Here is a 23,414-nt window from a genome sequence, read left to right as displayed (position 1 = left end):
CTGAGCCCTCGACTTGCAGCGTTTAGTTAAAACATCCTGAAGCCTTTTTGGCGAAGCGAACGGATCGTCGATCCGCTTAAGATTGCTCCGATCAGTCCGCCCACGGCGGGCACGTAATCAAAGACCGAATACTCAGCCAAGTTGGAGGCGAGAGACCCTGTCCCCCAACCCCAATAAATGACAAGGCCGATCACCAAGGCAATATAACCGTATATGGGAAACCAGGTTGTTTTCATCAGCATGTTCAAAATAAAACCGAGCCCGAAAAACAGCACGAACAACAGCACGGTAACGATAATCAACTGCAGCAAAACGAACCGCTCCTTTCAAAAGTAGACGAACGTGCAAAAGCTTTATCTTATCTATATTATAATAAAATCGAGCCTTTGGTAAAGTGAACGGTTATTGAACGGAATGATGCGTTAAGGCGCAAGTTTCTTCTATAATCGGACTCTATCATTTGCCCTTTGCACCCGATTTCGCTACAATGAAGAAAACTTCCGCAAAGCGTAATAAAAGGAGATGGAATGCCATGAGTGAAGCTGTACATACATTGGAAGGCTGGTATTGCCTGCATGATTTCCGCGCAATCGATTGGAATATTTGGAAAAGCTTGACGGCTCAGGAACGAAACCGAGCGGAGGACGAGCTGTACTCCTTGCTGGGCAAGTACCAACAAACCGAAGACCAAAAGCAAGGCAGCACGGCGTTCTATTCGATCGTCGGACAAAAAGCCGACTTCGTGTTCATGCACCTGCGCGAAACGTTGGAAGAGCTGAATGAGCTCGAAACCGAGTTCAACAAGTCGCTCTTCGCCCAAGTAACGGTGCCAACGTATTCCTACGTGTCCATCGTCGAGCTCGGCGGTTATATGGCGAAACCGGGCGTAGATCCGATGGAAGACCCCGAGATTGTCGCGCGTCTCAAGCCGGCTTTGCCGAAAGCGAGACATCTGTGCTTCTATCCGATGAACAAGCGTCGTGAAGGCAATGATAACTGGTATATGCTCTCCGTGGAAGAGCGCCGCAACTTCATGCGCAGCCACGGGATGATCGGCCGCAATTATGCCGGCAAGATCAAGCAGATCATCACCGGGTCCATCGGTCTGGACGACTGGGAATGGGGCGTTACGCTGTTCGCGGAAGATGCGCTTCAATTCAAGAAGATCGTTCATGAAATGCGTTTCGATGAAACGAGCGCCCGTTTCGGTGACTTCGGCGACTTCTATGTAGGTAACCTGCTCGATAAACAAAAGATGGAAGCGATGCTTCGTCTGTAAAAATGTACATTTAAAAAGGATAAAGCGGTCAGCACACCATGCGCCGTTTTATCCTTTTTTTATTCGCGCGATGGATGCGGTTGATTCGTATTTTCCGCTATAGTAATATAAATATTACAAATAAATGCCATTACTTCGATTACTTCAATCAAGGAGACGGTTTGTATGCTTACTACCGGTTATTGGTTCTGGGATTTTCTCTGCATCGGCATTTATCTATCTTTGTTTCTTATCGCTTGGGGCTGCGGCATCGTTCGCTTCACAATCGGCAAGTAACGATTCCGCGCACAGCCTTTTTATTTGTTCGCAATTCGCTTGAACGCCTCCGTCACCAATACGAAAAAAAAGACGTACAGCAAAGTAACAGCCTCTGCCATACGCCCTTATTCCCGATGATTTAATCTTCGTCTTCATCGTCCATGTCCGAAAACCCGGCTTCTTTTTGCCGCAAATACAACTCGGTGTCCCGGTCGCGCTGACGAGACTTTTCTTTCAGACGCTCGATGGCGGGTAAAATCAACGTGTCGATTTCTTTTTGCACAGTATACACTAGGTCGTATCGGTTCTGCGTTTCCAGATAATGCCCGACGTCCATAAGCGCGTTGTAACGGTCGAGCTCTTCTCTGGTCAACAGTCCGCGGACTTGAACGCTGCAATGTCTCATCGTTAGAATCGGCCTTTCTTCAGCACAAGCGGAATTCCGCCGATAATGTAGAGATAGCGAAGATCGATAATTTTTTTCATCACCGAGGCGACGCCGCCCTTGATCTTTCGGGAGCCGACGATACCGATCGCTTCGCCGCGTCCTAGGGAAGCCACCGTTCCTTTCGGTTTAAACTCGAATTTCTTCAGTTCGGAACCGCGAATCTGGGATACGAGGTTATGTGAGCACACTTCCGCTTGCTGCATCGAAATTTGCGCGGTTGGCGGATACGGACGGCCTTCCGGACTCATGACGATGGAACAGTCGCCAAGTACGTAAATGTTGTCGTGACCCGGTGCACGGAGATAGTCGTCCACCTTGATTCGTCCGCGCATCGTTTCAAAGCCCGCTTCCTCCAGCATATGGTTTCCGCGTATACCGCCGGTCCAGATGACTGTAGCAGATTTGATTTCCTCACCCGTAGCCAGTACAACGCCTTCCGGTGTACATTCTTTGATCGCCGTTGCAATTTTAAATGTGACGCCTTTATTTTTAAGCACGTTCATCGCGTACTCGACCAATTCCGGATCAAAGCCCGGCAATGCGGTCGGAGCGGCTTCAATATTATATATTTTTACGAGGGAAGGATCGACGTCGAACTCTTTGCACAGCTCCGGGATCCGGTCCGCCAGCTCGCCGACGAACTCAATTCCGGTAAACCCGGCTCCGCCGACAATGAAAGTCAGAAGATCCGTACAGGAAGGCTCTCGCTTATACTTCGCAAACTGGTACTCGATATGTTCGCGAATATAGCGTACGCTGTTGATGGAGCGAATATTCAGCGCGTATTCCTTGAGCCCCGGAATGCCGAACGTTTCGGGCTCTCCGCCAAGTCCTACGACCAGGTAATCGTAAGAGAGCGTCCCTTCTTCCAGCACGATTTTCTTATCCTCCGTACGAATTTGAACGGCAGTAGATTTAACGAAGTCAATCTTAAATTCGTCAATCAGCTTCGTGATGTTCACACGCGCATTGTCCGGTTTATCCGTTCCGGCCGCGGGCATGTGAAGATGAGTCGTAATGTAATGGTAGTCATGCTTGTTGACCAGCGTTACATCCGCTTCATTGTAATTCAGCTGTTTTTGCAGACGGAGAGCCGTGACAATGCCTCCATACCCTGCTCCCAAAATGACGATTCTTGGAATTCGACTCATGGTTGTATCCCTTCCATCCCGTAAATTATTTATCCCATGGACTCAAACAGCAGTATGTGAAAAAATACACAAACTTTGCCAAGAATCGTTTGAATCCTTCATTTTCTCTCTGGCTAATACTAATATAAGCACATTCAATGCCAAACGTGTTTCATTATCGACACAGTTTTATCCAATTTAAAAGAATGATATAATGATACGCCTTAAAAGGCAAGCGTTATTTTGCATTAATGGAAGGAAAAATTTGCAGCGCAGCGAGACTTGCTTGACAACGCGTTTACCTGGCTCTTCTCATACAAAAACTTTATCGGCATCATCAATTAAATTGCTCGCATGAAAATGTAATTTTTATTTTCATAAACAGTCGGTACGATTATAATATAGTGGATAAACAAGTCACGGAGGTGTCCTTTACTTACATGAGTATGGAAATGGTTGATATTATTATCGTCGGCGGCGGTCCTGCGGGAATGTTCGCCGCGTTTTACGGCGGGATGCGCCAGGCGTCGGTCAAACTAATCGAGAGCATGCCGCAGCTCGGCGGACAACTCGCAGCCCTGTACCCGGAAAAGTATATTTATGACGTAGCCGGCTTTCCAAAAGTAACGGCGCAAGAGCTCGTCAACAATCTGGATCAGCAGATGAAACATTTTCCGATCGACATTCGCTTGGAAGAAAAAGTATTGAAAGTGGAAAAGAAAGACGAACGGCTATTCCAGGTGACGACGGATAAAGGAACTCACCTGTCCAAAGCGGTCATCATTACGGGCGGGGTCGGCGCCTTCGAGCCGCGGAAGCTGGAGCTTCCGGAAGCGGCTAAATATGAGAAGAAAAATTTGCATTACTTCGTAAGCGATCTGCAGATTTTCAAAGGGCAAAAAGTATTGATCAGCGGCGGCGGCGACTCTGCGGTTGACTGGGCATTAATGCTGGAGCCGATCGCGGAGAAAGTAACTCTGATTCATCGCCGCGACAAGTTCCGCGCTCATGAGCACAGCGTAGAAAACTTGATGAACTCCAAGGTAGAAGTATTGACGCCGAAGGAAATTACGGCTTTGCACGGGGAATCTTTCATTGAAAAAGCGACGCTGAAGGACTGCAAAAGCGGAGAAGAAGCAGTGATCGACGTCGATGCCGTCATCGTTAATTTCGGTTTCGTTTCCTCGCTCGGTCCGATCGCCGAATGGGGTCTGGAAATCGACAACGGTTCGCTGATCGTCGACTCCCGTATGGAAACGAATGTAGCGGGGATTTTCGCAGCCGGCGACATTACGACTTATCCGGGCAAGCTCAAACTGATCGCAGTCGGCTTCGGCGAAGCGCCTACGGCTATCAACAACGCGAAGGTATACATTGATCCTACGGCTAAGCTATCCCCAGGACATAGCAGCAACATGAAGCTGTAACCGGGCACATATGCACAAGATGTGCATAATTCCGCAAATTTTCTGAATAAATCGGCATTTCATCCGGGCATTTCTCTTTCCACTGTTGACAACTTGGCGGCATAACCGCAAACGTTGCAGCGATTGTGGATGGTTGAATGCCTGGTTTCTTTTTATCCACATGATGCCGGAACAAAAAAAAGGCCCGGTCAGCTGACCTGGGCTCCGCCATTTTTGTAATAATCCAAGTTGATTTGCCGGCGTCTGATTTCTTCCAGCAATAATTCGACAAAATCCTGCTCCAATTTCAAGCTGACGGCTTTGAGATAAGAATCCACTAACATTTCATTACTTATAAATTTCATTCAGGGACCACCTTGTCCTGTAATTTAAAATTATATTAACATGGCGTCATGAATAGAACAAGCGTTCCGTTATCCACAAAACAATGTGTATAACCTGTTAGCAGTTTGTTGATAACTGTAGAATTATGGATGTTTATGCGGTGGGTTATGTGGACAAAGTTATACACAGTCATTCACATGCAAAATTTGATAAAAAAGAGTAATCAAAATATGGAAATCGATCATGAATTGAAAAGCATTTTTTTTCGGCTTAACTGCTGCTGCTCACCCGTTTCGTCCGCAGCTTGAGGATGAGTAAATCAATGATCGCTCCGATCAGCACGAAAGACATCAAATGAAGCATATACGCAGGGAAGCGAACCCCGATGCTTGCACTGTTCTCCGGGTGCGGCACATTTCCATAATCGAAAATCCAGTGCCGCATCGGTTCGGTATAAGCAATGGCATTCAAGACAGGGTTCAAGCCGACCAAAAGGATGTTGCTGTCGTCATTTCCCCCATATTTGTTCAGACATATGCACAGACTTGCCGCTGCGAACCAAAATGTAAATCTGCGCAAAAAGATCATCCTTTCTCCCCCCGCTAGACATGATCGTCTTTCTCCTGCGCCAACCTTATCGCGCCCCCTTACCTCAATAGAGCAAATGATTCGGCTATCGCCTGCACTTCCCTCTCCGGCAAATTCCTCATATCCTCCAGCACGATATAGCATGAGTCGATTTGAAATCGAAACAGTCGATTTTTCGGCAAGCCGGCTTTGTCACCTATCCATTCCCCATGGATGCCGCCTGCCAACTCAACCTTTTTCACGGTCGCTTCCTTCACTTCCTCGAACGTCTTGACGCTTTGGATCACCGTCATATATTTATATTGCAGCTCCAGAGCTCTGTTGCTTAGCACTTTCATATCCAATAGAGGGTTATCTTCTACGGCTGTCTTCTTCGGGATATACACTTTTGCAAGACCCGCTTCTTTCGATTTCGCGGCGATCAAGTTAATCTGCTGCTCCCGAGTAGTCGATGGGACGAAGGGGCGTTCCTTTCGTTTCCGTATTTGTCTGCGGGAGCAGCGCCCGATCGGGCCGTTCAGCTAGCTTCTCAGGGGCGCTGCCGCTGCAGCCGCTTGAAGTAGCGACGCAAACGATGAGCACGATGCATATGCTGTATATTTTCATCGGGATCATCCTTCATGATTTTACAAAAATAGACGCAGCGGAGGCTTATAAAGTTACATAGCCAAAACAAAAACCTCCCGAGCGGAACTTCCGCCAGGAGGTCGTTATTCTGAACCCTACATTCAATCTAGAGTCTTTACTTCATTTATACGCTTAATCCTCGCAAGGCTGAGCTTGCGCCGCGTCTTCTTCTTTCGTACGGAAGCTGGAGCCGCACCCGCAAGTAGCTACGGCGTTAGGATTGTGAATGGTGAAGCCGCCGCCCATGCCGGAATCGGTGTAGTCGATCTCGACGCCGTACAAATATTTCGAGCTGTCGTTGTCCACAACCACTTTCAGCCCATGAATTTCAAACGATTTATCATCTTGCGTCTCGTTATCGTCAAAGCCCATTCCATAAGAATATCCGCTGCAGCCGCCGGATTTCACGCCGATCCGCAGAAACAAGTTCGGCATTTGTTCTGCCGCGAGCATTTCTTTGATTTTATCGCTAGCCGATTCGCTGATCGAAATCATGTGTAGGACCTCCCTATAGTTGAATATAAAAAAAAGAAGCACAGCTTAAGACAAAAGCTTCTGTCTTTAAGTATACTCCTTCTAACGCCGCTCCTCAAGAGTAGCCGCCTCTTTTACGCGCTGTTTAATCTCATAAAAACGCAGCAACAGGACGTCCAGATGCTGGCTGCACCGCTGTACTTCAGGATGCATCAATCCGAATTGATCACCGAGTCTTACCATTTGTTCGCGGACTCTTTCAATTTCGCCTGAAATGACAGAGTGCGAATCGGAGGATACCGAACCCAAGAACTTTGCACCGCCTGTTAACGAAGATTCAATGTAAAATTATACTAGATTGTACTGACAAAAGAAATAGGAATTCAGCAAAATTCAGCCGGAATCTGCAATATTTTTATACATCATGTTGTATCAACTTCTTTTTCCCGAGTTGAAAACGCTTTTGTTGCGCGATGTATTGCCCCCTCTTGATATGAGGTTTATAATAGGGTGTGTTGTGTTTTCGGACATACGCTTGTGCAAGCTTTCACAGCTTCAAAGCATGCTGCATACACCGAAGAAGGCGGTCGAGCTGCATAGTTGCTGCTGGGCTAGCTGGGCTAGGCGGTTTACACTCTATCATTATTATGTTTCGAAAGTATTACTGTATATGCGTCCCTGCCATACTCAAGGGCGCAATAATCGTTTATGGAGGTGGCTTTATGAGTATCGCAACGAATCCATCGGAACTTCGTATGGCCGAAATCGCGGAAAAAGTGGAACATGGCGAACGGTTGACTCTTGAGGATGGCGTGTTTTTATATGAATCGGATGATTTGCTCACCGTCGGCCAACTGGCGAACAAGGTCAATCTGCGTAAAAACGGCAAAAAAGTTTTTTTTGTCGACAACATGAGCCTTTATTTCACCAACGTGTGCGAGGAGCACTGTGCCTTCTGTCATTTCCGCCGCGATGAAGGCGAGGAAGGCGCCTATACGCTAACGCCCGAGGAAATGTTCGAATATATCGACCAGCACTACCATGCCGACCTGCGCGAGTTTCATATTTCCCAAGGTCATAACGCAAACGTGCCTTTCCAATATTATGTCGATAACATTCGCAGCTTGAAAGAACGCTACCCGAACGTCACGATCAAAGCGCACACTGCGGCGGAGATTGAGTTTTTTTCCAGACTTAGCGGGTTAAGCTATAGAGAGGTTCTGCAGACGCTGATGGATGCGGGACTGAGCACGCTGCCTGGAGGCGGAGCGGAAATCTTGTCCGACCGCTACCGCAAAAAAATGCGACTGAAAGACAAAGCGTCGACGGAACAATGGCTTGACGTGCACCGCACGGCGCACCAACTCGGCATGAAGACGCATGCGACCATGCTGTTCGGTGCGATCGAAACGCTGGAAGAACGGATCCAGCACATGATCCAATTGCGCGAATTGCAGGACGAAACAGGCGGGTTTATGGTATTCATCCCGAATTCATTGCAGCCGTCAAGCGTAGACGCCGGAATCAAACGGCGCGTATCGGCCTATGATAACTTAAAGACGATTGCTATCAGCCGCCTCATGCTCGACAACATTCAGCATGTGAAAGCTTACTTTATCAATCTGGGCGTACAGCTTACCCAAATGGCGCTTACATTCGGCGCATCCGATGCGCACGGTACGATTATTAAGGAACGGATCAGCCACGCCGCGGGTGCGCAATCGCCGGAAGGCATGACCCGGGACGAACTGGTATGGCTAATCAAAGGCGCAGGCCGGATTCCGGTGGAGCGCGATACCTTTTACAACGAAATCAAGGTTTATTAATTCCGCAGCATAGAAAGGGTTTGCCTTGTGATGAAGAAACTTGTAATTTTGGGCGGAGGGTATGGCGGCCTCACGGTTGCTAAAGAACTGCTGGACGGCGAGCTGCCTTCGGACACCGTGATGATTCTAATCGACAGGATGCCTTATCAAGGTCTGAAAACGGAATATTACGCGCTAGCCGCAGGAACGGTATCGGATCTTGACATTCGCGTGCAATTTCCCGTCGATCCCCGGCTCATCCTGAAATACGGCGAAGTAACAACCGTCGATCCCGAACGGAAACTGATTATGTTCGAGAACGACGATCCGCTTGCATACGATTGGCTCGTCATCGCTCTAGGCTGCGTGGACAAATATCACGGCATCGAGGGAGCGCAGCAATTTTCCCACAGCATTCAGACGCTGTCGTCTACGCGAAAAACGTATCAGGTCGTCAACGACATTATGCCTTACGGGCAGGTGACGATTGTCGGGGGCGGACTTAGCGGCGTTGAGGTAGCGGCGGAGCTTCGGGAAAGCCGTACGGATCTCAATATCCGCATCCTGGACCGGGGAGCCAGCGTGCTGTCTCCATTCCCGGAGAAGCTGCAGCGATTCGTCCGTGAATGGATGCTGGAGCATGATATCGAGCTGCGCTCGCATATATCGCTCTGCCGCCTCGAGCAAGGCGTGCTTCACAACGGGCAGGAGCTGATTGAAACGAACACGACCGTTTGGACCGCAGGCATTCAGCCAAGCCCGATCGTCCAAAATCTGAATCTGCCCAAAGACAATCAAGGGCGGCTGGTAATTAACGAATACCATCAGCTTCCGGATTACACGAATATATATGTGGTCGGCGATTGTGCGGCGCTCCCCTTCTCCCCGAGCGGACAAGCGGCTGAAGCCCAAGGCAAGCAAGTAGCGGAAGTGCTGCAGGCTGTCTGGAAAAACGAAACTCCCCGGCTTGGCAAAATCAAGCTGAAGGGAGTTCTTGGATCACTCGGTAAAAAATGCGGCTTCGGTATGATGGGCAAACGCACCGTCATGCTCGGCATGGTGCCGCGCGCACTGAAAAGCGGCGTACTTTGGATGTCGAAAAAGCATCTCGGATAAGAACGACTAATCTCCAAGGAGGTCGAGCATCGCTTCGATCTCTTTTATTTTCCGGTCGATCGCGCCCTCCAGCTCTTCCACGGTAGGCGCGGCTACGATCTCCCCGTTCACAAGCGCGTACGGCAAAATGAAGCACTCGCCACAATTGCCCAGACAGCCGTATTCGATCACGTCGTAATCCGGATTCTGCTCGAGCTTTTTGAACAATTGTTCCGTTCCGTGATGCATATTGTTCGTACAAAATTCGATAATCGGTCTCATCGCTCGCATGCCACCTTGCAAACCATTTTATTTTTAATTGTATTGTAATATAATAAGTTATAGAAGGGAGATGATGCAAATGAGTGAGAACACACAGCAAAGCACGATGTATGATGAGGTGCTTGAAGTTTTAGATAAGTTGCGCCCATTCCTGCAGCGCGATGGCGGAGACGTGGAACTCGTGGACGTCGAGGACGGCATCGTGAAGCTGAAATTGATGGGTGCATGCGGCAGCTGCCCAAGCTCGACCATTACGCTCAAAGCCGGCATCGAGCGCGCCCTGTTGGAAGAAGTGGAAGGCGTTCAAGAAGTTATGCAAGTATTTTAATACGGTGAAAAAAGCCCTGTACCCTTCTGCAATGTTTGCGAAGGTACGGGGCTTTTTTATCATTGAATTCGAACCGTGGTCGCACAATTGTCATACACTACGCTTATTTGTTTCCGATAATGGCACGGATCGGATCGAGACCGCCGGAGACGTCCATTATATTGCCGGTGATGAAATCGGACCGCTCTTCGCATAAGAAGGCGATGACCCTTGCAATGTCCTCTCCGGTGCCCGGACGGCCGCGCGGCGACTCATCATCGGTGAGATGCTCGGCCTCCACGATCGTTTTCTCCTTATTGGCGCCTTTAATATCTCCGGGGCAAATCATGTTGACGGTGATGCCGTTCGCCGCTTCTTCGACGGCGAGCGTTTTGGTGAAGGAAACAAGCCCGACCTTGGCTGCGGCGTAGACGGCGCGATGCGGCCATCCGCGAGATTCGGCCGCGTGCCCGAAGCCAAAATGAATAATTCTTCCCCATGCGCTCTTTCGCATAAAAGGAATGACCAATTGATCCAAATACATGACGCCTACCAAGTTGCCCTGCATAAGATACTGAATTTCATCCGGACGGTACTCGCTGAAAAGCCGGCGTTCCCGAACGAATGGTCCGGCGTTATTAATTAGAATGTCGATCGTCCCGAACGACTGAACCGCTACTTCGACAAGCCGCTTCATATCGTCGTAACTGGCCGCGTCGCCTTGAACGGCGATACACTGCACGCCTAGCTGCTGAATGCGCTCACATAACTCGCCGGCTTCCCGCTCACTATGGACGTAATTAATGACAATGTCGCAGCCTTGCTCCGCCAGCCGGATGGCGGTCATTTTGCCTAGCCCCTTAGCGCTTCCGGTAATAAGCGCCACCTTACGTCGTTGCTCCATCTGCTTCCTCCCGGTTCTCTCCCTGACTATACTTCAAAGTATAGTGCAAGCGTCAGACGGATTCAACTTTGCCGATGTGGCGGTTTAGCGCCGGCCGCGGCAGGGTTCTTCATCAGGTAGCGGAATACGATGGTGACTGCCCGCAGCGTCATCTCGCAGCCTTGCTCTAAATCGTCAAGATGACTGCCGATACTGTCCGTTTCTATCCTCACCCGCTCCCCGTACTTCGCCTCCGCTGCCTTCATCAGGTCGTCGAGCAAATCCGCATTGATCGTATGAATCTCCATATTGCGTTCGTTTCGCAGACGGGCGACCGCATCTTTATACTTCATTTTCTGCTCGAATAATTGCTGCTCAAGATCGGTGTAAAGCCGGTGCTCGTGCATTTTCCGCAGCACGGTGAAATAGGAGAAGCGGGACTTGATCCGCTCCGTTTGCAGCGCTAACCGCTCGTTCATAAAATACCCCAGCTTGTCCAATATAGCGAATAGTCGAATTAAGGCGTTCCTGTAAAAATAAAGATGGCGATGGTAATCGTCCTTTTCCTCTTGCGACATCTGGTCGACGTAGCGCTTCTTTACTTTTTGTCCGAAGCGTACGGCGGCATATTGGCTTTGCTCCATTTCATCGATTGCCCGAATGAGACTTTGGCTCAAAATAATGAAACGCCGCTCACACGGCGTCTGTTTGTCCGATGGGATCAAAGATAAACTGTTCATATATTTGTTGATCGCATGGAACGCGTCCTGCAGCGGGCCGGAAGCCCGCCTCGGCTGATCGCCGAAAAGAGCTCTTAACATAAACAGTCCTCCCCGATCGTCGGTTATTGTATGGTTAAGTATAACCGATTCCGGTTTTTTATAACAAACAAAGCCCCTCGAAAGGGGCGTATTATCCGCAGCTTATCCGCAGCGCATGTCGTACAAACATTAAGGCTTGTGCCCGCCGTCGCACCCGGTTTCCGTCATCGAACAGCCCTTCCGGACAGCACAGATGCGGCGAATAATGGTGCTCCCTTCAAAATAAAAAAGGCTTACGGCAGCCTTGGAGCCGCGTAAGCCTGAACATTGGATCGCTCCGCCGATTGCAGGGACGTGATCGATAAGTAACACAGCATGGCGAACAGACATGAAACAATCAAGGTGTGAAGCAAGCTTGCCAGCAGGTACACATCGTAACCGATGGCCAATGTTACAAAGCCGCCGCTCAAGATTTGCAGGACGACAAAGATCAAAGACAACCGCGTCGCCTGATAAAGACTGCTGTCCGAACGAGCCTGCGTCCGAATAACCAGGAAGAGCAGAAGAACCGTAATTCCGAGAATAGCGGCCGCGACCCGGTGAACGAATACGATCGCCGTCGCTCCGGTAAGTTCGGGAATTACTTGACCGTTGCAAAGCGGCCAGCCGATACACCCGCCGAGCGATTCCGTGTGACGCACGAAAGCGCCCAAATATACGACGACGTAACAGTATACCAGAACGCTCCATATTGCCACACGGACCCCTTTGGTCAATGTGGTTCCGTTGCTTCGCTGCATCGATTCTCCGAATCGCGTAAATACGAGAGCGAGCAGCAGCGTAAAGGCAAACGACAGCAATGAGAATCCGAAATGCAGAGCCATTACGAGCGACGACTGCGGCATAATGACCGCAAGCGCGCCGAGAACGGCCTGAAGCATCGTAAAGAACATCGCGCCGCTAATATACCACCTGGCGTCTTTGCGCTTGCTGTACATAAACACAAGAATCATCGTCGCAAGCAAGATTAAACTGACGATCCCCACCACGAAACGGTGGCTGTATTCGATCATCGATTCTATCGTATAGGCCGGAATGAATTTACCGTTGCAAAGAGGCCAATCGTCGCCGCAACCGGCGCCGGATTCGGTCTTGGTCACAAGAGCGCCCATCAGCAATATGAGAAACATCCCGATCATGCTGGCAAAGGAGAAACGTTTGAGCCAACGATGCATTGTCATGAAGCGTAGTCACCCGCTTTGTGTGCATTTGATCGACAAAGTAAGACAAGGCCGATCACTTTAGTAACATTATAACGATTAACGTCAGGCAAATCCATGCGGAAATGTTACAAAGCCATGAAAGAACAAAAACCCTGCCGAAATTGTGTCGGACAGGGGAATTTCCTTATTATACGCGATTCATTTTCGTTGCAATCAGCAGCGACGGATTGGATCTCTTCCTATTATTTGCTCAAGGCGTTTGCCACTTCGACGGCGCGGTTCAGAAATTCTTCGATTTCATCGCGGGTTTTGCGCAGCTTGCTGACAAAGCGGATCAGCTCCTGCCCTTCGCGGAAAACGATAAAGCTCGGAATGCCCAGAATATTCAGTTCGGAGCACAAGTCCGGCATGTCATCCCGGTCGATATGAATGAACTGGAGGCGATCTTGGTAAGCCTCCTCGATCTGCGGCATGAACGGCTCGATAAAATGGCAGTCTTTGCACCAGGTTGTTTTAAATACGGCAACGGTCGGCTTCGAGCCGCCGACGATTTCGCGGAAACGTTCTTCCGTAGTCACTTTCTCCATGGAAAAGCACCGTCCTTCTCGATTTGTATAAGGTTTGCGACTTATCCAACTTATAGCACTGCGCTCCCTTTCTGTCAATAAGCGGCAGCGTGGAGTTCGCGATGTATCAGATCAACGATGCAAATGGGCATTTATTACAGTTTACATTATTTTGAAAAAGTCATATCATAATTATATCGAAAAGATATTCAATCGATCTCATACTAAAGGAGCTGGTTCATGATGAAAGAAAGAAATGCATGGAAAGTTAACGGATACTTGGGTGTATTGCTTATCGCTGCCCTTTACGTTCTCGGTTTCATCCTGCTGCTCCCCGGCTCGGCCCCGATTCCAGGAGTGGCGCTGCTGATCATCGCATCTTTATTCATTTCCTCCGTCACTGTCGTGCAGCCGAATCAAGCGCAAGTCGTTACCTTCTTCGGAAGCTATGCCGGAACGATCCGCGAGAGCGGCTTATGGCTCACGGTTCCATTTTCTCTCCGCAAGAAGCTGTCTATGCGCGTACGCAACTTCAACAGCACCAAGCTGAAAGTCAATGATATTGAAGGCAACCCGATCGAAATTGCCGCTGTCGTCGTCTTCCGCGTCGTCGATTCGGCCAAAGCTTCTTTCGACGTTGACAACTATGAGCAATTCGTCGAAATTCAAAGCGAGACTGCCCTGCGCCACGTGGCCAATAAATACCCTTACGATTCTTTTGACGAAGCAGGCTATTCGCTGCGCGGCAATTCCGACGAAGTCGCTTTCGAGCTAAGCCGCGAGCTTCAGGACCGCTTGTCCGTCGCGGGCGTGGAAGTGCTCGAAGCCCGGCTGACGCACCTCGCCTACTCCACCGAAATTGCCAGCGCCATGCTGCAGCGCCAACAAGCCGCAGCCATTATTGCTGCGCGCGGCAAAATTGTGGAAGGCGCCGTCGGCATGGTACAGCTCGCCATCGCCCAATTGCAGCGCGAAGGGGTCATTGAGCTGGACGAGGAACGCAAAGCTGCCATGATCAACAATCTCCTTGTCGCCATCGTATCCGACCGTTCCGCCAATCCGGTCATTAATACGGGAAGTCTGTATTAAGCGGCGTCATGGCGGCGAAAAAAAATTTCCCGCTGCGGCTCGATCCGAAGCTGTACGAAGCGCTCGAACGATGGGCGACCGATGAATTTCGCAGCGTCAACAGCCATATCGAATATTTGCTGCGCGACGCTGCCGCTCGGGCGGGCAGACTATCTTCCGGGCGCGCCCCCGCCGCTTCCTCCAGCTCCGATCCGGAAAACCGCGAGACGCGGACTTCCGACGAATGAGCAGCAAAATAGAAAAAGCCTTCCTTTTGTTCCAGGCGGAGTCAAAAGGAAGGCTTTTTGTTTTGTACTAGATGCTGTATTTTCTAATGATTGCTTATATTTCAGCGCATACTAATCTCTGGTAATGCTAACCGTCTGCGTCTCCTGGTTCCATTTGACTTCTGCGCCCATGTTTTCCGTTACGAACCGTACCGGAATATAGGTCGTCCCGTCTACAAGAACGGCCGCTTTCTCCAGCGTTTGCGGCGTTCCGTTCACGGTCGCCGTGGTGCTGCCGATCGTAAGCGTAATGACGGTGCCCTTAAGCGGATCTGTCACTTTGACCAGATTGGTAGCAGCATCCCATTCAACGTCGGCGTCCAGGCGTTCAACGACAAAGCGTACCGGCACCATAACGGTTCCGTTGTCATTGTAAGGCTTCGTGCCGAAGAAACCGTAATCGTTGCCGTTGTCGTTCATCAGCATCGTAATTTCTTTTTTCGTAATTTGAAGATCGTTTTTCAGCAGCTTGTACAATTGGGAATTCGGTTCGAGCGAAGCGACGATCTTGCTAGGCGTAATCCGTCCGGTCGTGCCGTTCAGCTCGATGACGCCTGCCGAAGTGTCAACTTTGTCCGCTTTTACCGGCTTGTTGATGTTCCACATTTCCGCAGATGAAGTGACTTTCACGCTCTTGAGCCCGTCCGCTTTACCTTCAGGCGCAGTGATCATCAGCTCGGTTACCGATTTGCGGGTCATGCCGTCGCGATCGACATACAGGTCCACTTTCACATATTGTCCGCCCAGCCATGCTTTGGTAGCGGCGCCCTCTTCAGTGGCGAAATAAGCGGCAACGCTTGCGTCATACTTGCTAAGCGCTTGCTCCAGCTGCGTTTTCAAAAATGTAAATACAAATTCTACGGCCAATGTTTTGTTTTGCAGGTAAGGCATGATCATGTCCGTCATCGGGTCGTTCTCAAGCTCACCGGCTTCTTTTGCCATCGCCAGCAGGAACGGCGAATACACATCGTACAGCCCGCCGATAAACTCTTTCAAACCTTTTTCATCGGCCAGCACGTTGGTCAAAAATCCTTTGACCAAATCGATCAGCTCGCTGCCGCGCACTTCGGCATGCAGCTTCTGCAAGTTTACAGACTCCCCGTGGATCTTCTCCGATACGTTCTCTACCGAAATCGCATTCGGATTCGGGAAGCTCCGCGTCACGAACGACGCAAGGGAAGGTGCGGATTCGACCATTCTTTTGCTCAGTTTGTCTATCTCTTCCTGCAGTGCCTTGGAGAGCGGCGACGGCATTTCCGCAGAACCGAGCGCAGCGGCTCCGGTGCGAAGGACAAGCGGTTTCTTCGCTCCTTCGATCTGCAAAGTAAGTTGCTGATCGTCCATCGCTAGCTGGAATGGAATTTGCCCTTTGGCGTACTCCAGCGTGCCCTTCATCGATGCATGGAACCGGTCTTCCGTCTTCGCATCGGTCACCGTCAGTTTCATCTTACCGAACAAATCGAACATTTTTTGCGCTTGCGGCGACAACCCGGTATTGTCCGGCGTCAGTTCCAGCGTTATGGTCTGGTTGCTCTCCGCCGATTTCACGGAAAAGCTGTTCGTCAGCACTTTATTCACGTCCAGGCCGCCGACCGGCTGGCAGCCTGCCAGCACAAGCAGCACCAACACGAGCAAAGAGCTGAGCAACATAGTACGTCTTTTCTGTTTAAACAAATGAACACCCTCCAACCGAAAAAATTATGTACAACGCGGTAATGCACCGTACACAGATATCAGGAACTTCTAGCAATTGGCCGAAATACCTGTCATATACTAATTCGACACGTTTCAGTAAAATCCTTTTTGTTAATGGAGGGGGCGTCATTGCATCGCAACCCGCAGAAAAACCGTTGGAACGGCATCGACCTGCTCCACAAGCTGGCGGATCTGCCGCTTGAAGCTGTTCATTGGATGAAAGCGAAGGCGCAAACCGCCCTTTTGGAAAAAAAGCTGCTGGAGCCCGCCCATCCCATCCGTCTGCAGGGCGAGGCAAAGGCGATGCTCGCCAAGCGGCTGCAGCGATTGGATCAGCTCGCAGGTTGGAAAGATCTGTCCGGGAGCGGGACATGGAGCGACGCCGTGGCCGGTTTCGCGGGAGGGTTTGGTGGGAATCCGAGCGGTGCCGAGCTTGTGCTGCTCGAAACGATCCGCAAGGAGCGCGACCGGCATAATCGCAACAACGTCACCCGCACGGCGGCGTATTGGGAGATGTACCGGAAGCACCCGGAGCTGCATTGGGCGCTGCTCGCGCATATGGTATCGCGCAACGGCGGCTGGTTCATGACCGATTTGCAGGGCGAGCTGCTGCCCTTTCTACTAAATGAGGAGCAGCGCGAGCAAGTATTCCTCTTTCTGGAGCGATCCAATGCGCTCATCTTCCGGGACGCCTATCCGCAGCTGCTGCTCTACAGCGCCAGCCTTAAAGCTCGCACCCCCCTCTTCCACCTGCTTCCGCAGCTTGACGTTTCCCGGTTCATGCGGCCGGTATGGGACGGCTTCTGGGAGCGGCGCGATTCGGCCATGCTCACGATCGGCCTCATTGTGAATGAGCAGCACTTTATCGAATCGCGCGTCGTCCGGCATCCCGATTACCGTCACAAGGTGCTCGATACGTTGTTTTTTCAAACGCAGTCCCTTCTGCAGCTGAATCAGGTCGTATTTCCTTATGCGGACGGCGAGCAGACTCATCTGGCCGGACTGATTCTGGAAAATTTCAGCTCGCTGCAGGAACGAATCGAGGCCGGCAAAAAGCTGTACGCGATCCTTTTCGGCATCCCCGCCGTATCCGAGGGATCGCTTCGGTTCGCGGACAGCAGGCGGCACAGCGGATCGCGTGCCGACTATTGGCCGCACCTGTTCGCCGCAGTGCGGAAGCAGCCGCCTGTTTCACGCGGACAATTGCAAGAGCGGCTCGACGGCTGCAAACTTCGCCCCGGCGCAGCGCAGCTGTACAGCCCGCAACTCGCCGACAGCTGGAAAGACCGCAGCGTCGCGCCCGCCGAGCCTGGCGATTGGTACGAAAGCGCGAAGGCGCTGGATTATTTCACGGACATCCGCGCCCCCTTTTCGTTCGATATGACGGGCGAGTTTTGTTTTGGGCTGAAGAAAATTGAAATGGCGGTGCTGGCGGGAGACTTGCTGGTTTGAAGGTTAAAGCGAAGCGACGACAAAGAAGCCCCGAACGTGCCGGAGATCGAACGCAATCGTCCTCCTGGTGTTCGGGGCTGTTCCGCCTAAATCTATACCTGTTCAGTTACTTCGCAACTCACTCTAGCAGGCAAACTATGTACCCCTGCTTCACATAGCCTGTTACGGCGTTTGTCGCTGTTTGCGGCCCAGCTTTGCGAGAATCGGCTTCGCCAGCTTGCGCAGCGGACCCGGCAAATGCTGCAAATCGTTCAGCGTCATGACGCGCGTCAGGAACAGCATGATTGGGTAAGCTGCGCCGATAACTGCGCAGAGCAGAATCGACTGCACCATATCGTCCCAACGTACGCTGCCGAAAGGCTGGATGTAGGCACGGCAAAAGGCATCCAGCCCGATGCCGACCGCACAGATGATGACCGTCGATGCTGCCAAAGAAATCCAACGGCGGCCGCCAAGCACCCGGAATCGCACTTCGCTGCGCAGCACCAGCAAATTGATCGCCGTCATCACGATGAAGCAGAGCGCGGTCGCCGCGATAATACCATAGATGCCGAAGTACGGGGCAAGCATGAAGCTGGCGGCGAGTTTCACAACAATGCCGATCACAACGCCAAGCACAAGCGGCTTCATCCGCCCCATCCCCATCAGTACGGCGCCGGACGTTTGCATGACGATCTGGAATATGGCGCTCGCGGTAAGCGCAATAATGACCGGCGCCGCATAGTCGGCGGCAATCTGCGACTCGCTCGGGTTACCGAAAATAAACCCGTTGATCGGACGCGCCGCGAGGCAAATGATCAATACCATCGGCAAGCCCGACAAAATGGACAACTGCAGCACTTTTCCGGTTTGGCCGGATACTTGCTGCATGTCTTTTTGCGAATAGGCCGACGAAATGATCGGCACGATCGACTGGCTGAGCGCAACCGCGAGAATGATCGGGATCCCGGCAAGCGATTGCGCCCGGCCGGTCAGGATCCCGAGAATTTCGCGCGACGGCTCCTCGCCCATGTCGTCTTTCAGCAGCAGCGTTACGATCGAGGAGTCGATCGTATAAATCAGCGTCACCGTCATAGAAAAGATGACAATTGGGACGGATAGCTTGAACAGCTGTGCGTAGATGGAGCGGAATGGCTGCACCGCCGTGGTACCCGCTTCCGGCTGCGGCTGAGCCTCGAGCTCGCGCCGGTCGCTGCTCCTCAGCCGCATCGCGTAATAGAGCATGACGGCCGCTGCCGCGATGCTGCCGATCACGCCGCCGAACGAAGCGCCGGCGACGGCGTATTCAATGCTGTGGCTGAGCAGCAAATAAGCGAGCGCCACCGAAGTGGCGACGCGAAAAATTTGCTCGATGATTTGCGAGACGCCGTTAGGCATCATCATGCGGCGGCCTTGGAAGTAGCCCCGCATGATGGCGATCAGCGGGAACAAGAGCAGCGCCGGGGCGATGGCGCGAATCGGCAGCGCCGCCTGCGGGTTGATGATGCTCTCGGCGAAGTAAGGCGCACCGATGTAGAGCAGCAGCGTCATCACGACGCCCGCCACCGCCGCGAACAGCAGCGCCGCTTTGTATATGCGGTCGGCCTCGGCATGCCGGCCGAGCGTGGTGCGCTCGGAGATCATTTTGCTGAGCGCGCTCGGGATGCCTGCCGTGGCGACGACGAGCAGCACGGAATATAAGTTAAAGGCGATGCCGTAAGCGGCCATGCCGATATCGCCAAGCAGATATACAAGCGGAATGCGCTGCACCACGCCAAGCGCCCTGGCTACGAGCGCAGCCAAGGTGAGGATCAGCGTTCCTTTGACTAACGAATCCTTGGACAATTGCGTTACCTTCTTCCTGGTCAACCTGACGGCCTAGATGGCGGCAATAAAGCGTTTGTGCCAACCGTTACGAGGCAATTTTTTCACGTGTATATTACATCCAACTAATATTTCACGACCCAAATAATAAACAGGATAATCATGAGCAGCTGCAGCGCAAACTTGACGACGAAACCGGAAAAAAAGCCGACCAACGCGCCGACGCCCGCACGCAGCGCCTGTCGCATATCCATTCCTGCGATCAATTCCCCCGCTACGGCACCTAGAAAAGGACCGGCAATCAATCCGGCGACGGGGATCACGAACGGCCCGATCAGCAATCCGATCGTGCTGCCGATGACCGAGGCGCGGGTGCCGCCGAACTTTTTCACGCCCAACGCGCTCACCGCATAGTCCGCAATCATCAGTACGACGACAATCGTTGTTTGTATAAGCCAAAACCAAAAGCCGAACGACTCAAAGCCGATCATCCACCCGTAGACGAAATAAGCGGCATAAATTGCAAGCGCCCCCGGCAGTACCGGATAGACCGCTCCGGCCATACCGACAGCGAATAATAAAACGATAATGATCCAGGCCGTGGTGATTAGCATATATCCACACTCCTCATTTGATCAGACGAGCGCATATTTGCGGATGGCGTGTGCTACTCCATGTTCTTCATTAGTCAATGTGACCGTATCCGCGAAACGTTTCACCGCTTCCTGCGCATTGCCCATCGCGATGCCGAGTCCGGCTTCCCGAATCATCGATTCGTCATTCAGGCTGTCCCCCATGGCGACGACCTGTGACATCTCGATGCCGAGCATCGTGCATACTGCGCGAACGCCGCTCGCTTTCGTGACTCCTCTCGGATTCACCTCGATATTGCACGGATGCGAATTCGTCAGCTCAAGCAGCCCCCATGAATTCAGTTCCTCGCGAATCGCCCCAAGGCTCTCCGCATTCTCCGTGTAGTACCCGAATTTTAACCACTGCCTTGCATCCGTCTCTTCGTCCGGCAACCAGCGTTCCTTATTGTACAGCTCGTTCACACTGTACCCCCAGAACCAGGTATCGTACTGCTTGGCCAACGTATGCATGCGGCGGACTAGTGCCGCATCCAGCGTATGCCGCACGTGCAGCTCGCCCGGCTGTTTCCATACCTCGCCTCCGTTGACCGTGACGATGGGAGAAGTCAACTGCAGCTCCTCGATATATTGCTGTACATTTTGCACTCCTCGCCCGGTTGAGAAAATGACGGATATGCCGGCATCCTGCGCTTCAAGCAGAGCTGCGCGGTTTTCCTCTGAAATCGTCTTCTCCTCCGTAAGCAGCGTTCCGTCCAAATCCAGTGCAATCAGCTTGTAGTTGCCCATCGTATTCCCCGCTTTCTTATTTGTACCGTTATCGTACTCTCTGCACGCTCGTTCGAAGACGCATGTGCGGCGTCATGCCGTTTGAGGCTCATACGCCTGTTTCTTCGCTGCAACGTACGCGTTCGAACCGTATCGTCCGAGAACGCACGGTGCCGACGCACCCTTAACCGACATACCATGCGCCGTTTTAAGGCTCCGTTACTAATATATTCTACATTAATGCGCGTGCGCCAACGACGGAGACGGCACCTCTTCCATATACGTTTGATGCCACAGCGCAAACATATAAAGCGTCCAAATGCGGCGGGCATAGTCGCCTTGCCCGTTCTGATGGCCGTTCATCATTTTGCGTACGGTGTCCATCCGAATATAGTCCTCAATGCCGCTCGCTTCGATCTGCTCCAGAATCGCTTTGCCCTGAGGTCCCTTCATCCATTCGCGCATCGGCACCGGAAACCCCAGCTTCGGCCGGTTGAGAATAAAATCGGGGATAATGCCTTCCATCGCTTTACGGAACACATATTTGGTCGTACCTTCCGCGATCCGGTATTTGGCCGGTATGCGCCGCGTCACCTCGTACAATTCCACATCAAGGAACGGTACGCGCAGCTCGAGCGAGTGGGCCATCGTCATTTTATCGGCCTTCATCAAAATGTCGCCCGGCATCCATAAATTCATATCGATATACTGCATGCGGGATACCGGATCAAGGTGTTTGCTCTTATCGTAAAACGCTTTGGCTACCTGCACCGGGTTTTTGTAGCTGCGCAGCATCTCCCTGTCCACCCGCACAATTTCCGCCTTCATGTCCTCGCTGAAAATTTTGGCGTTGCCGAGGAAGCGCTCCTCCAGCGGCGTCGTGCCGCGCAGAATATAATTGCGGCCGTACGTGCCTTCCGGCAGCAGGCGCGCAAGCGCGCGAAGCATCCGCTTTACGGCAAGCGGCAGACGCTCTACCGGCGCAAGCGAGCCCGGTTCGCAGTAAATCCGGTAGCCGCCGAACAGCTCGTCCGCTCCCTCGCCCGAAAGCACGACCGTGACATGCTCTCTTGCCAGCTGTGCGACATGGTACAGCGCAATCGCCGACGGATCGGCCACCGGCTCGTCCTGATGCCATACCGCTTTCGGCAGCGTGGCGAAATAATCGCTTTGCGTTATGATTTTATCATAGTGCTCCGTATCGAGCGCTGACGCGGTTTGCCTGGCGATGACCGTCTCGTTGTTGGCTCCTTCGAAGCCGACGGAGAACGTGCGGATCGGCTCGATGGACCGCATGTGAGCCGCAATCGCCGTCGAATCGATGCCGCTGGACAAGAAGCAGCCCCGCTCCACATCGCTTTGCATGTGGTGGACAACGGAGTCTTTGAGCGTCTCGCGAATTTGCTCCACGCACGAATCAAACGATTGCTCCTCCGGCGCAAGCATCGGATCCCAATACTGCCGGATCGTCATTTCCCCGTCATAGCTCAAAGAGACCGTATGCCCCGGCGGCAGTTTATGTATTCCGCGAAACATCGTGTCCGGCTCCGGCACATATTGAAACGTTAAGTAATTCAGCAAGCTTTCCGTATGAATCGTCCGTTCCATGCCGCCGGCCGCCAAAATGCTTTTCAACTCGGAGCCGAACAGAAATCTTTTTCCGTCCTTATAATAGTAGAAAGGCTTGATGCCAAAATGGTCCCGCGCACCGAACAGCTTCTTTTGCCGGCGGTCCCAGATGACGAATCCGAACATGCCGCGCAGCTGCTTCACGCAGTCTTCCCCGTACTCCTCATACAAATGAACGATCACTTCCGTATCGGAGTGGGTTTTGAACTGATGTCCCTTGGATTGCAGCGTATTGCGCAAATATTTATAGTTATAAATTTCGCCGTTGAACGCGATCCATACCGTTTCATCCTCGTTCGCAAGCGGCTGATGGCCTTCCTTCAAGTCGATGATGGACAACCGGCGAAATCCGAGACCGATGCGGTTGTCGCTCCAAAATCCAAAATCATCCGGACCCCGGTGTACGATACAATCGGTCATGCTCTTCAGCAATGACGGGGAAGGCTCTCTATCCTCAAAATACATGACGCCGGTGATCCCGCACATAGCAAGTAACTCCTCCTATATTGCAACTGTCATCGGGTGATTGTCGATGGCAGTTGTCAATCCATATTGCAACTGACAACGGTGATTGTCGATGGCAGTTGTCAATCCATATTGCAACTGTCAACGGGTGATTGTCGATGGCAGTTGTCAATCAACTAT

General features: G+C 51.7%; 27 protein-coding genes. 8 read left to right on the top strand and 19 right to left on the bottom strand.

All coding sequences use genetic code 11. The features are described from left to right. Positions 1–26 precede the first annotated feature (26 nt). Entirely contained in the window at positions 27–311 is a 285-nt protein-coding gene (locus ACFQI7_RS20030; RefSeq protein WP_218100237.1) for a YuiB family protein, read from the bottom strand. Positions 312–532: 221 nt separating this feature from the next. Here ACFQI7_RS20030 and hemQ point away from each other — a divergent pair, with 221 nt between their 5' ends. Then, positions 533–1,279: a hydrogen peroxide-dependent heme synthase gene (gene hemQ, locus ACFQI7_RS20025; RefSeq protein ID WP_218100236.1), complete on the top strand. Its 747-nt coding sequence runs from the start codon at positions 533–535 to the stop codon at positions 1,277–1,279. Between the two features lie 397 nt (positions 1,280–1,676). Here the strand turns inward: hemQ and ACFQI7_RS20020 are convergent, their stop codons facing one another. Then, entirely contained in the window at positions 1,677–1,943 is a 267-nt protein-coding gene (locus ACFQI7_RS20020) for a hypothetical protein (protein WP_218100235.1), read from the bottom strand. Positions 1,944–1,945: 2 nt separating this feature from the next. Continuing rightward, complete coding sequence (locus ACFQI7_RS20015; RefSeq protein WP_218100234.1) at positions 1,946–3,136, bottom strand: NAD(P)/FAD-dependent oxidoreductase; 1,191 nt, start codon at positions 3,134–3,136, stop codon at positions 1,946–1,948. Positions 3,137–3,555: 419 nt separating this feature from the next. Between ACFQI7_RS20015 and ACFQI7_RS20010 the strand changes: the two genes are divergently transcribed. Beyond that, entirely contained in the window at positions 3,556–4,542 is a 987-nt protein-coding gene (locus ACFQI7_RS20010; protein WP_218100233.1) for an NAD(P)/FAD-dependent oxidoreductase, read from the top strand. Positions 4,543–4,730: 188 nt separating this feature from the next. Here ACFQI7_RS20010 and sda read toward each other — a convergent pair whose 3' ends face one another. From sda to ACFQI7_RS19980, 6 genes are all read right to left on the bottom strand, one after another. Then, entirely contained in the window at positions 4,731–4,886 is a 156-nt protein-coding gene (gene sda, locus ACFQI7_RS20005) for a sporulation histidine kinase inhibitor Sda (protein WP_218100232.1), read from the bottom strand. Positions 4,887–5,136: 250 nt separating this feature from the next. Beyond that, positions 5,137–5,454 carry a hypothetical protein gene (locus tag ACFQI7_RS20000; RefSeq protein WP_218100231.1) on the bottom strand — a complete coding sequence of 106 codons (318 nt, stop codon included), beginning with the start codon at positions 5,452–5,454 and terminating at the stop codon, positions 5,137–5,139. A 59-nt stretch (positions 5,455–5,513) separates the two neighbouring features. Continuing rightward, positions 5,514–5,879, bottom strand: a complete 366-nt coding sequence (locus ACFQI7_RS19995) for a hypothetical protein (protein WP_218100230.1) — start codon at positions 5,877–5,879, stop codon at positions 5,514–5,516. Between the two features lies 1 nt (position 5,880). Then, positions 5,881–6,060, bottom strand: a complete 180-nt coding sequence (locus ACFQI7_RS19990; RefSeq protein WP_218100229.1) for a hypothetical protein — start codon at positions 6,058–6,060, stop codon at positions 5,881–5,883. Positions 6,061–6,213: 153 nt separating this feature from the next. Then, a complete protein-coding gene (locus tag ACFQI7_RS19985) occupies positions 6,214–6,576 on the bottom strand; it encodes a HesB/IscA family protein (RefSeq protein ID WP_218100228.1) in 363 nt (120 codons plus the stop codon). Between the two features lie 81 nt (positions 6,577–6,657). Further along, positions 6,658–6,864, bottom strand: coding sequence for an aspartyl-phosphate phosphatase Spo0E family protein (locus ACFQI7_RS19980; protein ID WP_218100227.1), 207 nt, complete (start codon positions 6,862–6,864; stop codon positions 6,658–6,660). Positions 6,865–7,277: 413 nt separating this feature from the next. Between ACFQI7_RS19980 and mqnE the strand changes: the two genes are divergently transcribed. Next, a complete protein-coding gene (gene mqnE / locus ACFQI7_RS19975; protein ID WP_218100226.1) occupies positions 7,278–8,381 on the top strand; it encodes an aminofutalosine synthase MqnE in 1,104 nt (367 codons plus the stop codon). Positions 8,382–8,411: 30 nt separating this feature from the next. After that, positions 8,412–9,476 carry an NAD(P)/FAD-dependent oxidoreductase gene (locus tag ACFQI7_RS19970; protein WP_218100225.1) on the top strand — a complete coding sequence of 355 codons (1,065 nt, stop codon included), beginning with the start codon at positions 8,412–8,414 and terminating at the stop codon, positions 9,474–9,476. Between the two features lie 6 nt (positions 9,477–9,482). On the opposite strand, the gene ACFQI7_RS19965 is transcribed toward ACFQI7_RS19970, so the two are convergent. Further along, positions 9,483–9,737 carry a YuzB family protein gene (locus tag ACFQI7_RS19965; RefSeq protein WP_218100224.1) on the bottom strand — a complete coding sequence of 85 codons (255 nt, stop codon included), beginning with the start codon at positions 9,735–9,737 and terminating at the stop codon, positions 9,483–9,485. A gap of 79 nt (positions 9,738–9,816) precedes the next feature. On the opposite strand from ACFQI7_RS19965, the gene ACFQI7_RS19960 reads away from it, so the two are divergent. Next, the gene (locus ACFQI7_RS19960) at positions 9,817–10,065 is read left to right on the top strand and encodes a NifU family protein (protein ID WP_218091713.1); all 249 of its coding nucleotides are present in this window, start codon (positions 9,817–9,819) and stop codon (positions 10,063–10,065) included. Between the two features lie 103 nt (positions 10,066–10,168). Here the strand turns inward: ACFQI7_RS19960 and ACFQI7_RS19955 are convergent, their stop codons facing one another. The 4 genes from ACFQI7_RS19955 to ACFQI7_RS19940 form a co-directional block, all read right to left on the bottom strand. Continuing rightward, positions 10,169–10,948 (bottom strand): SDR family oxidoreductase, encoded by a 780-nt coding sequence (locus tag ACFQI7_RS19955; RefSeq protein WP_218100223.1) that lies wholly within the window; start codon positions 10,946–10,948, stop codon positions 10,169–10,171. A 62-nt stretch (positions 10,949–11,010) separates the two neighbouring features. Next, positions 11,011–11,748 carry a Cthe_2314 family HEPN domain-containing protein gene (locus tag ACFQI7_RS19950; protein ID WP_218100222.1) on the bottom strand — a complete coding sequence of 246 codons (738 nt, stop codon included), beginning with the start codon at positions 11,746–11,748 and terminating at the stop codon, positions 11,011–11,013. Positions 11,749–11,981: 233 nt separating this feature from the next. Next, positions 11,982–12,929 (bottom strand): COX15/CtaA family protein, encoded by a 948-nt coding sequence (locus tag ACFQI7_RS19945; protein WP_218100221.1) that lies wholly within the window; start codon positions 12,927–12,929, stop codon positions 11,982–11,984. Positions 12,930–13,153: 224 nt separating this feature from the next. Next, positions 13,154–13,498 carry a thioredoxin family protein gene (locus ACFQI7_RS19940; protein ID WP_218100220.1) on the bottom strand — a complete coding sequence of 115 codons (345 nt, stop codon included), beginning with the start codon at positions 13,496–13,498 and terminating at the stop codon, positions 13,154–13,156. A 222-nt stretch (positions 13,499–13,720) separates the two neighbouring features. On the opposite strand from ACFQI7_RS19940, the gene ACFQI7_RS19935 reads away from it, so the two are divergent. Together ACFQI7_RS19935 and ACFQI7_RS19930 are read left to right on the top strand one after the other, a co-directional pair. Next, positions 13,721–14,566 carry an SPFH domain-containing protein gene (locus tag ACFQI7_RS19935; protein WP_218100406.1) on the top strand — a complete coding sequence of 282 codons (846 nt, stop codon included), beginning with the start codon at positions 13,721–13,723 and terminating at the stop codon, positions 14,564–14,566. 8 nt (positions 14,567–14,574) lie between these two features. Beyond that, positions 14,575–14,793: a hypothetical protein gene (locus ACFQI7_RS19930; RefSeq protein ID WP_218100219.1), complete on the top strand. Its 219-nt coding sequence runs from the start codon at positions 14,575–14,577 to the stop codon at positions 14,791–14,793. 111 nt (positions 14,794–14,904) lie between these two features. On the opposite strand, the gene ACFQI7_RS19925 is transcribed toward ACFQI7_RS19930, so the two are convergent. Further along, entirely contained in the window at positions 14,905–16,506 is a 1,602-nt protein-coding gene (locus ACFQI7_RS19925; RefSeq protein WP_230415174.1) for a copper amine oxidase N-terminal domain-containing protein, read from the bottom strand. A gap of 150 nt (positions 16,507–16,656) precedes the next feature. Between ACFQI7_RS19925 and ACFQI7_RS19920 the strand changes: the two genes are divergently transcribed. After that, positions 16,657–17,979, top strand: coding sequence for a DUF2515 domain-containing protein (locus tag ACFQI7_RS19920; RefSeq protein WP_230415172.1), 1,323 nt, complete (start codon positions 16,657–16,659; stop codon positions 17,977–17,979). Positions 17,980–18,141: 162 nt separating this feature from the next. On the opposite strand, the gene ACFQI7_RS19915 is transcribed toward ACFQI7_RS19920, so the two are convergent. The 4 genes from ACFQI7_RS19915 to asnB all read right to left on the bottom strand — a co-directional run bounded on the left by ACFQI7_RS19915 (position 18,142) and on the right by asnB (position 23,255). Continuing rightward, positions 18,142–19,803 carry a putative polysaccharide biosynthesis protein gene (locus ACFQI7_RS19915; protein WP_218100217.1) on the bottom strand — a complete coding sequence of 554 codons (1,662 nt, stop codon included), beginning with the start codon at positions 19,801–19,803 and terminating at the stop codon, positions 18,142–18,144. A 104-nt stretch (positions 19,804–19,907) separates the two neighbouring features. Next, positions 19,908–20,396: a DUF456 domain-containing protein gene (locus tag ACFQI7_RS19910; RefSeq protein ID WP_218100216.1), complete on the bottom strand. Its 489-nt coding sequence runs from the start codon at positions 20,394–20,396 to the stop codon at positions 19,908–19,910. Positions 20,397–20,417: 21 nt separating this feature from the next. Continuing rightward, the gene (locus tag ACFQI7_RS19905) at positions 20,418–21,161 is read right to left on the bottom strand and encodes a Cof-type HAD-IIB family hydrolase (RefSeq protein WP_218100215.1); all 744 of its coding nucleotides are present in this window, start codon (positions 21,159–21,161) and stop codon (positions 20,418–20,420) included. Positions 21,162–21,377: 216 nt separating this feature from the next. Next, positions 21,378–23,255 carry an asparagine synthase (glutamine-hydrolyzing) gene (gene asnB / locus ACFQI7_RS19900; RefSeq protein WP_218100214.1) on the bottom strand — a complete coding sequence of 626 codons (1,878 nt, stop codon included), beginning with the start codon at positions 23,253–23,255 and terminating at the stop codon, positions 21,378–21,380. Positions 23,256–23,414: the final 159 nt, after the last annotated feature.

The sequence above is a fragment of the Paenibacillus allorhizosphaerae genome, from assembly GCF_042659105.1.
Classification (GTDB): domain Bacteria; phylum Bacillota; class Bacilli; order Paenibacillales; family NBRC-103111; genus Paenibacillus_G; species Paenibacillus_G allorhizosphaerae.
Note: the sequence above shows the minus strand (reverse complement) of the source record. Positions and strands in the feature narration are given on the sequence as shown.

Bases quoted from the DNA above. Each gene is read 5' to 3' on its own strand.
- hemQ (WP_218100236.1), top strand. From the start codon at position 533: ATGAGTGAAGCTGTACATACATTGGAAGGCTGGTATTGCCTGCATGAT.
- ACFQI7_RS20020 (WP_218100235.1), bottom strand. From the start codon at position 1,943: ATGAGACATTGCAGCGTTCAAGTCCGCGGACTGTTGACCAGAGAAGAG.
- ACFQI7_RS20015 (WP_218100234.1), bottom strand. From the start codon at position 3,136: ATGAGTCGAATTCCAAGAATCGTCATTTTGGGAGCAGGGTATGGAGGC.
- ACFQI7_RS20010 (WP_218100233.1), top strand. From the start codon at position 3,556: ATGAGTATGGAAATGGTTGATATTATTATCGTCGGCGGCGGTCCTGCG.
- sda (WP_218100232.1), bottom strand. From the start codon at position 4,886: ATGAAATTTATAAGTAATGAAATGTTAGTGGATTCTTATCTCAAAGCC.
- ACFQI7_RS20000 (WP_218100231.1), bottom strand. From the start codon at position 5,454: ATGATCTTTTTGCGCAGATTTACATTTTGGTTCGCAGCGGCAAGTCTG.
- ACFQI7_RS19990 (WP_218100229.1), bottom strand. From the start codon at position 6,060: ATGAAAATATACAGCATATGCATCGTGCTCATCGTTTGCGTCGCTACT.
- ACFQI7_RS19985 (WP_218100228.1), bottom strand. From the start codon at position 6,576: ATGATTTCGATCAGCGAATCGGCTAGCGATAAAATCAAAGAAATGCTC.
- mqnE (WP_218100226.1), top strand. From the start codon at position 7,278: ATGAGTATCGCAACGAATCCATCGGAACTTCGTATGGCCGAAATCGCG.
- ACFQI7_RS19970 (WP_218100225.1), top strand. From the start codon at position 8,412: ATGAAGAAACTTGTAATTTTGGGCGGAGGGTATGGCGGCCTCACGGTT.
- ACFQI7_RS19965 (WP_218100224.1), bottom strand. From the start codon at position 9,737: ATGAGACCGATTATCGAATTTTGTACGAACAATATGCATCACGGAACG.
- ACFQI7_RS19960 (WP_218091713.1), top strand. From the start codon at position 9,817: ATGAGTGAGAACACACAGCAAAGCACGATGTATGATGAGGTGCTTGAA.
- ACFQI7_RS19955 (WP_218100223.1), bottom strand. From the start codon at position 10,948: ATGGAGCAACGACGTAAGGTGGCGCTTATTACCGGAAGCGCTAAGGGG.
- ACFQI7_RS19950 (WP_218100222.1), bottom strand. From the start codon at position 11,748: ATGTTAAGAGCTCTTTTCGGCGATCAGCCGAGGCGGGCTTCCGGCCCG.
- ACFQI7_RS19945 (WP_218100221.1), bottom strand. From the start codon at position 12,929: ATGACAATGCATCGTTGGCTCAAACGTTTCTCCTTTGCCAGCATGATC.
- ACFQI7_RS19940 (WP_218100220.1), bottom strand. From the start codon at position 13,498: ATGGAGAAAGTGACTACGGAAGAACGTTTCCGCGAAATCGTCGGCGGC.
- ACFQI7_RS19935 (WP_218100406.1), top strand. From the start codon at position 13,721: ATGAAAGAAAGAAATGCATGGAAAGTTAACGGATACTTGGGTGTATTG.
- ACFQI7_RS19930 (WP_218100219.1), top strand. From the start codon at position 14,575: ATGGCGGCGAAAAAAAATTTCCCGCTGCGGCTCGATCCGAAGCTGTAC.
- ACFQI7_RS19910 (WP_218100216.1), bottom strand. From the start codon at position 20,396: ATGCTAATCACCACGGCCTGGATCATTATCGTTTTATTATTCGCTGTC.
- ACFQI7_RS19905 (WP_218100215.1), bottom strand. From the start codon at position 21,161: ATGGGCAACTACAAGCTGATTGCACTGGATTTGGACGGAACGCTGCTT.
- asnB (WP_218100214.1), bottom strand. From the start codon at position 23,255: ATGTGCGGGATCACCGGCGTCATGTATTTTGAGGATAGAGAGCCTTCC.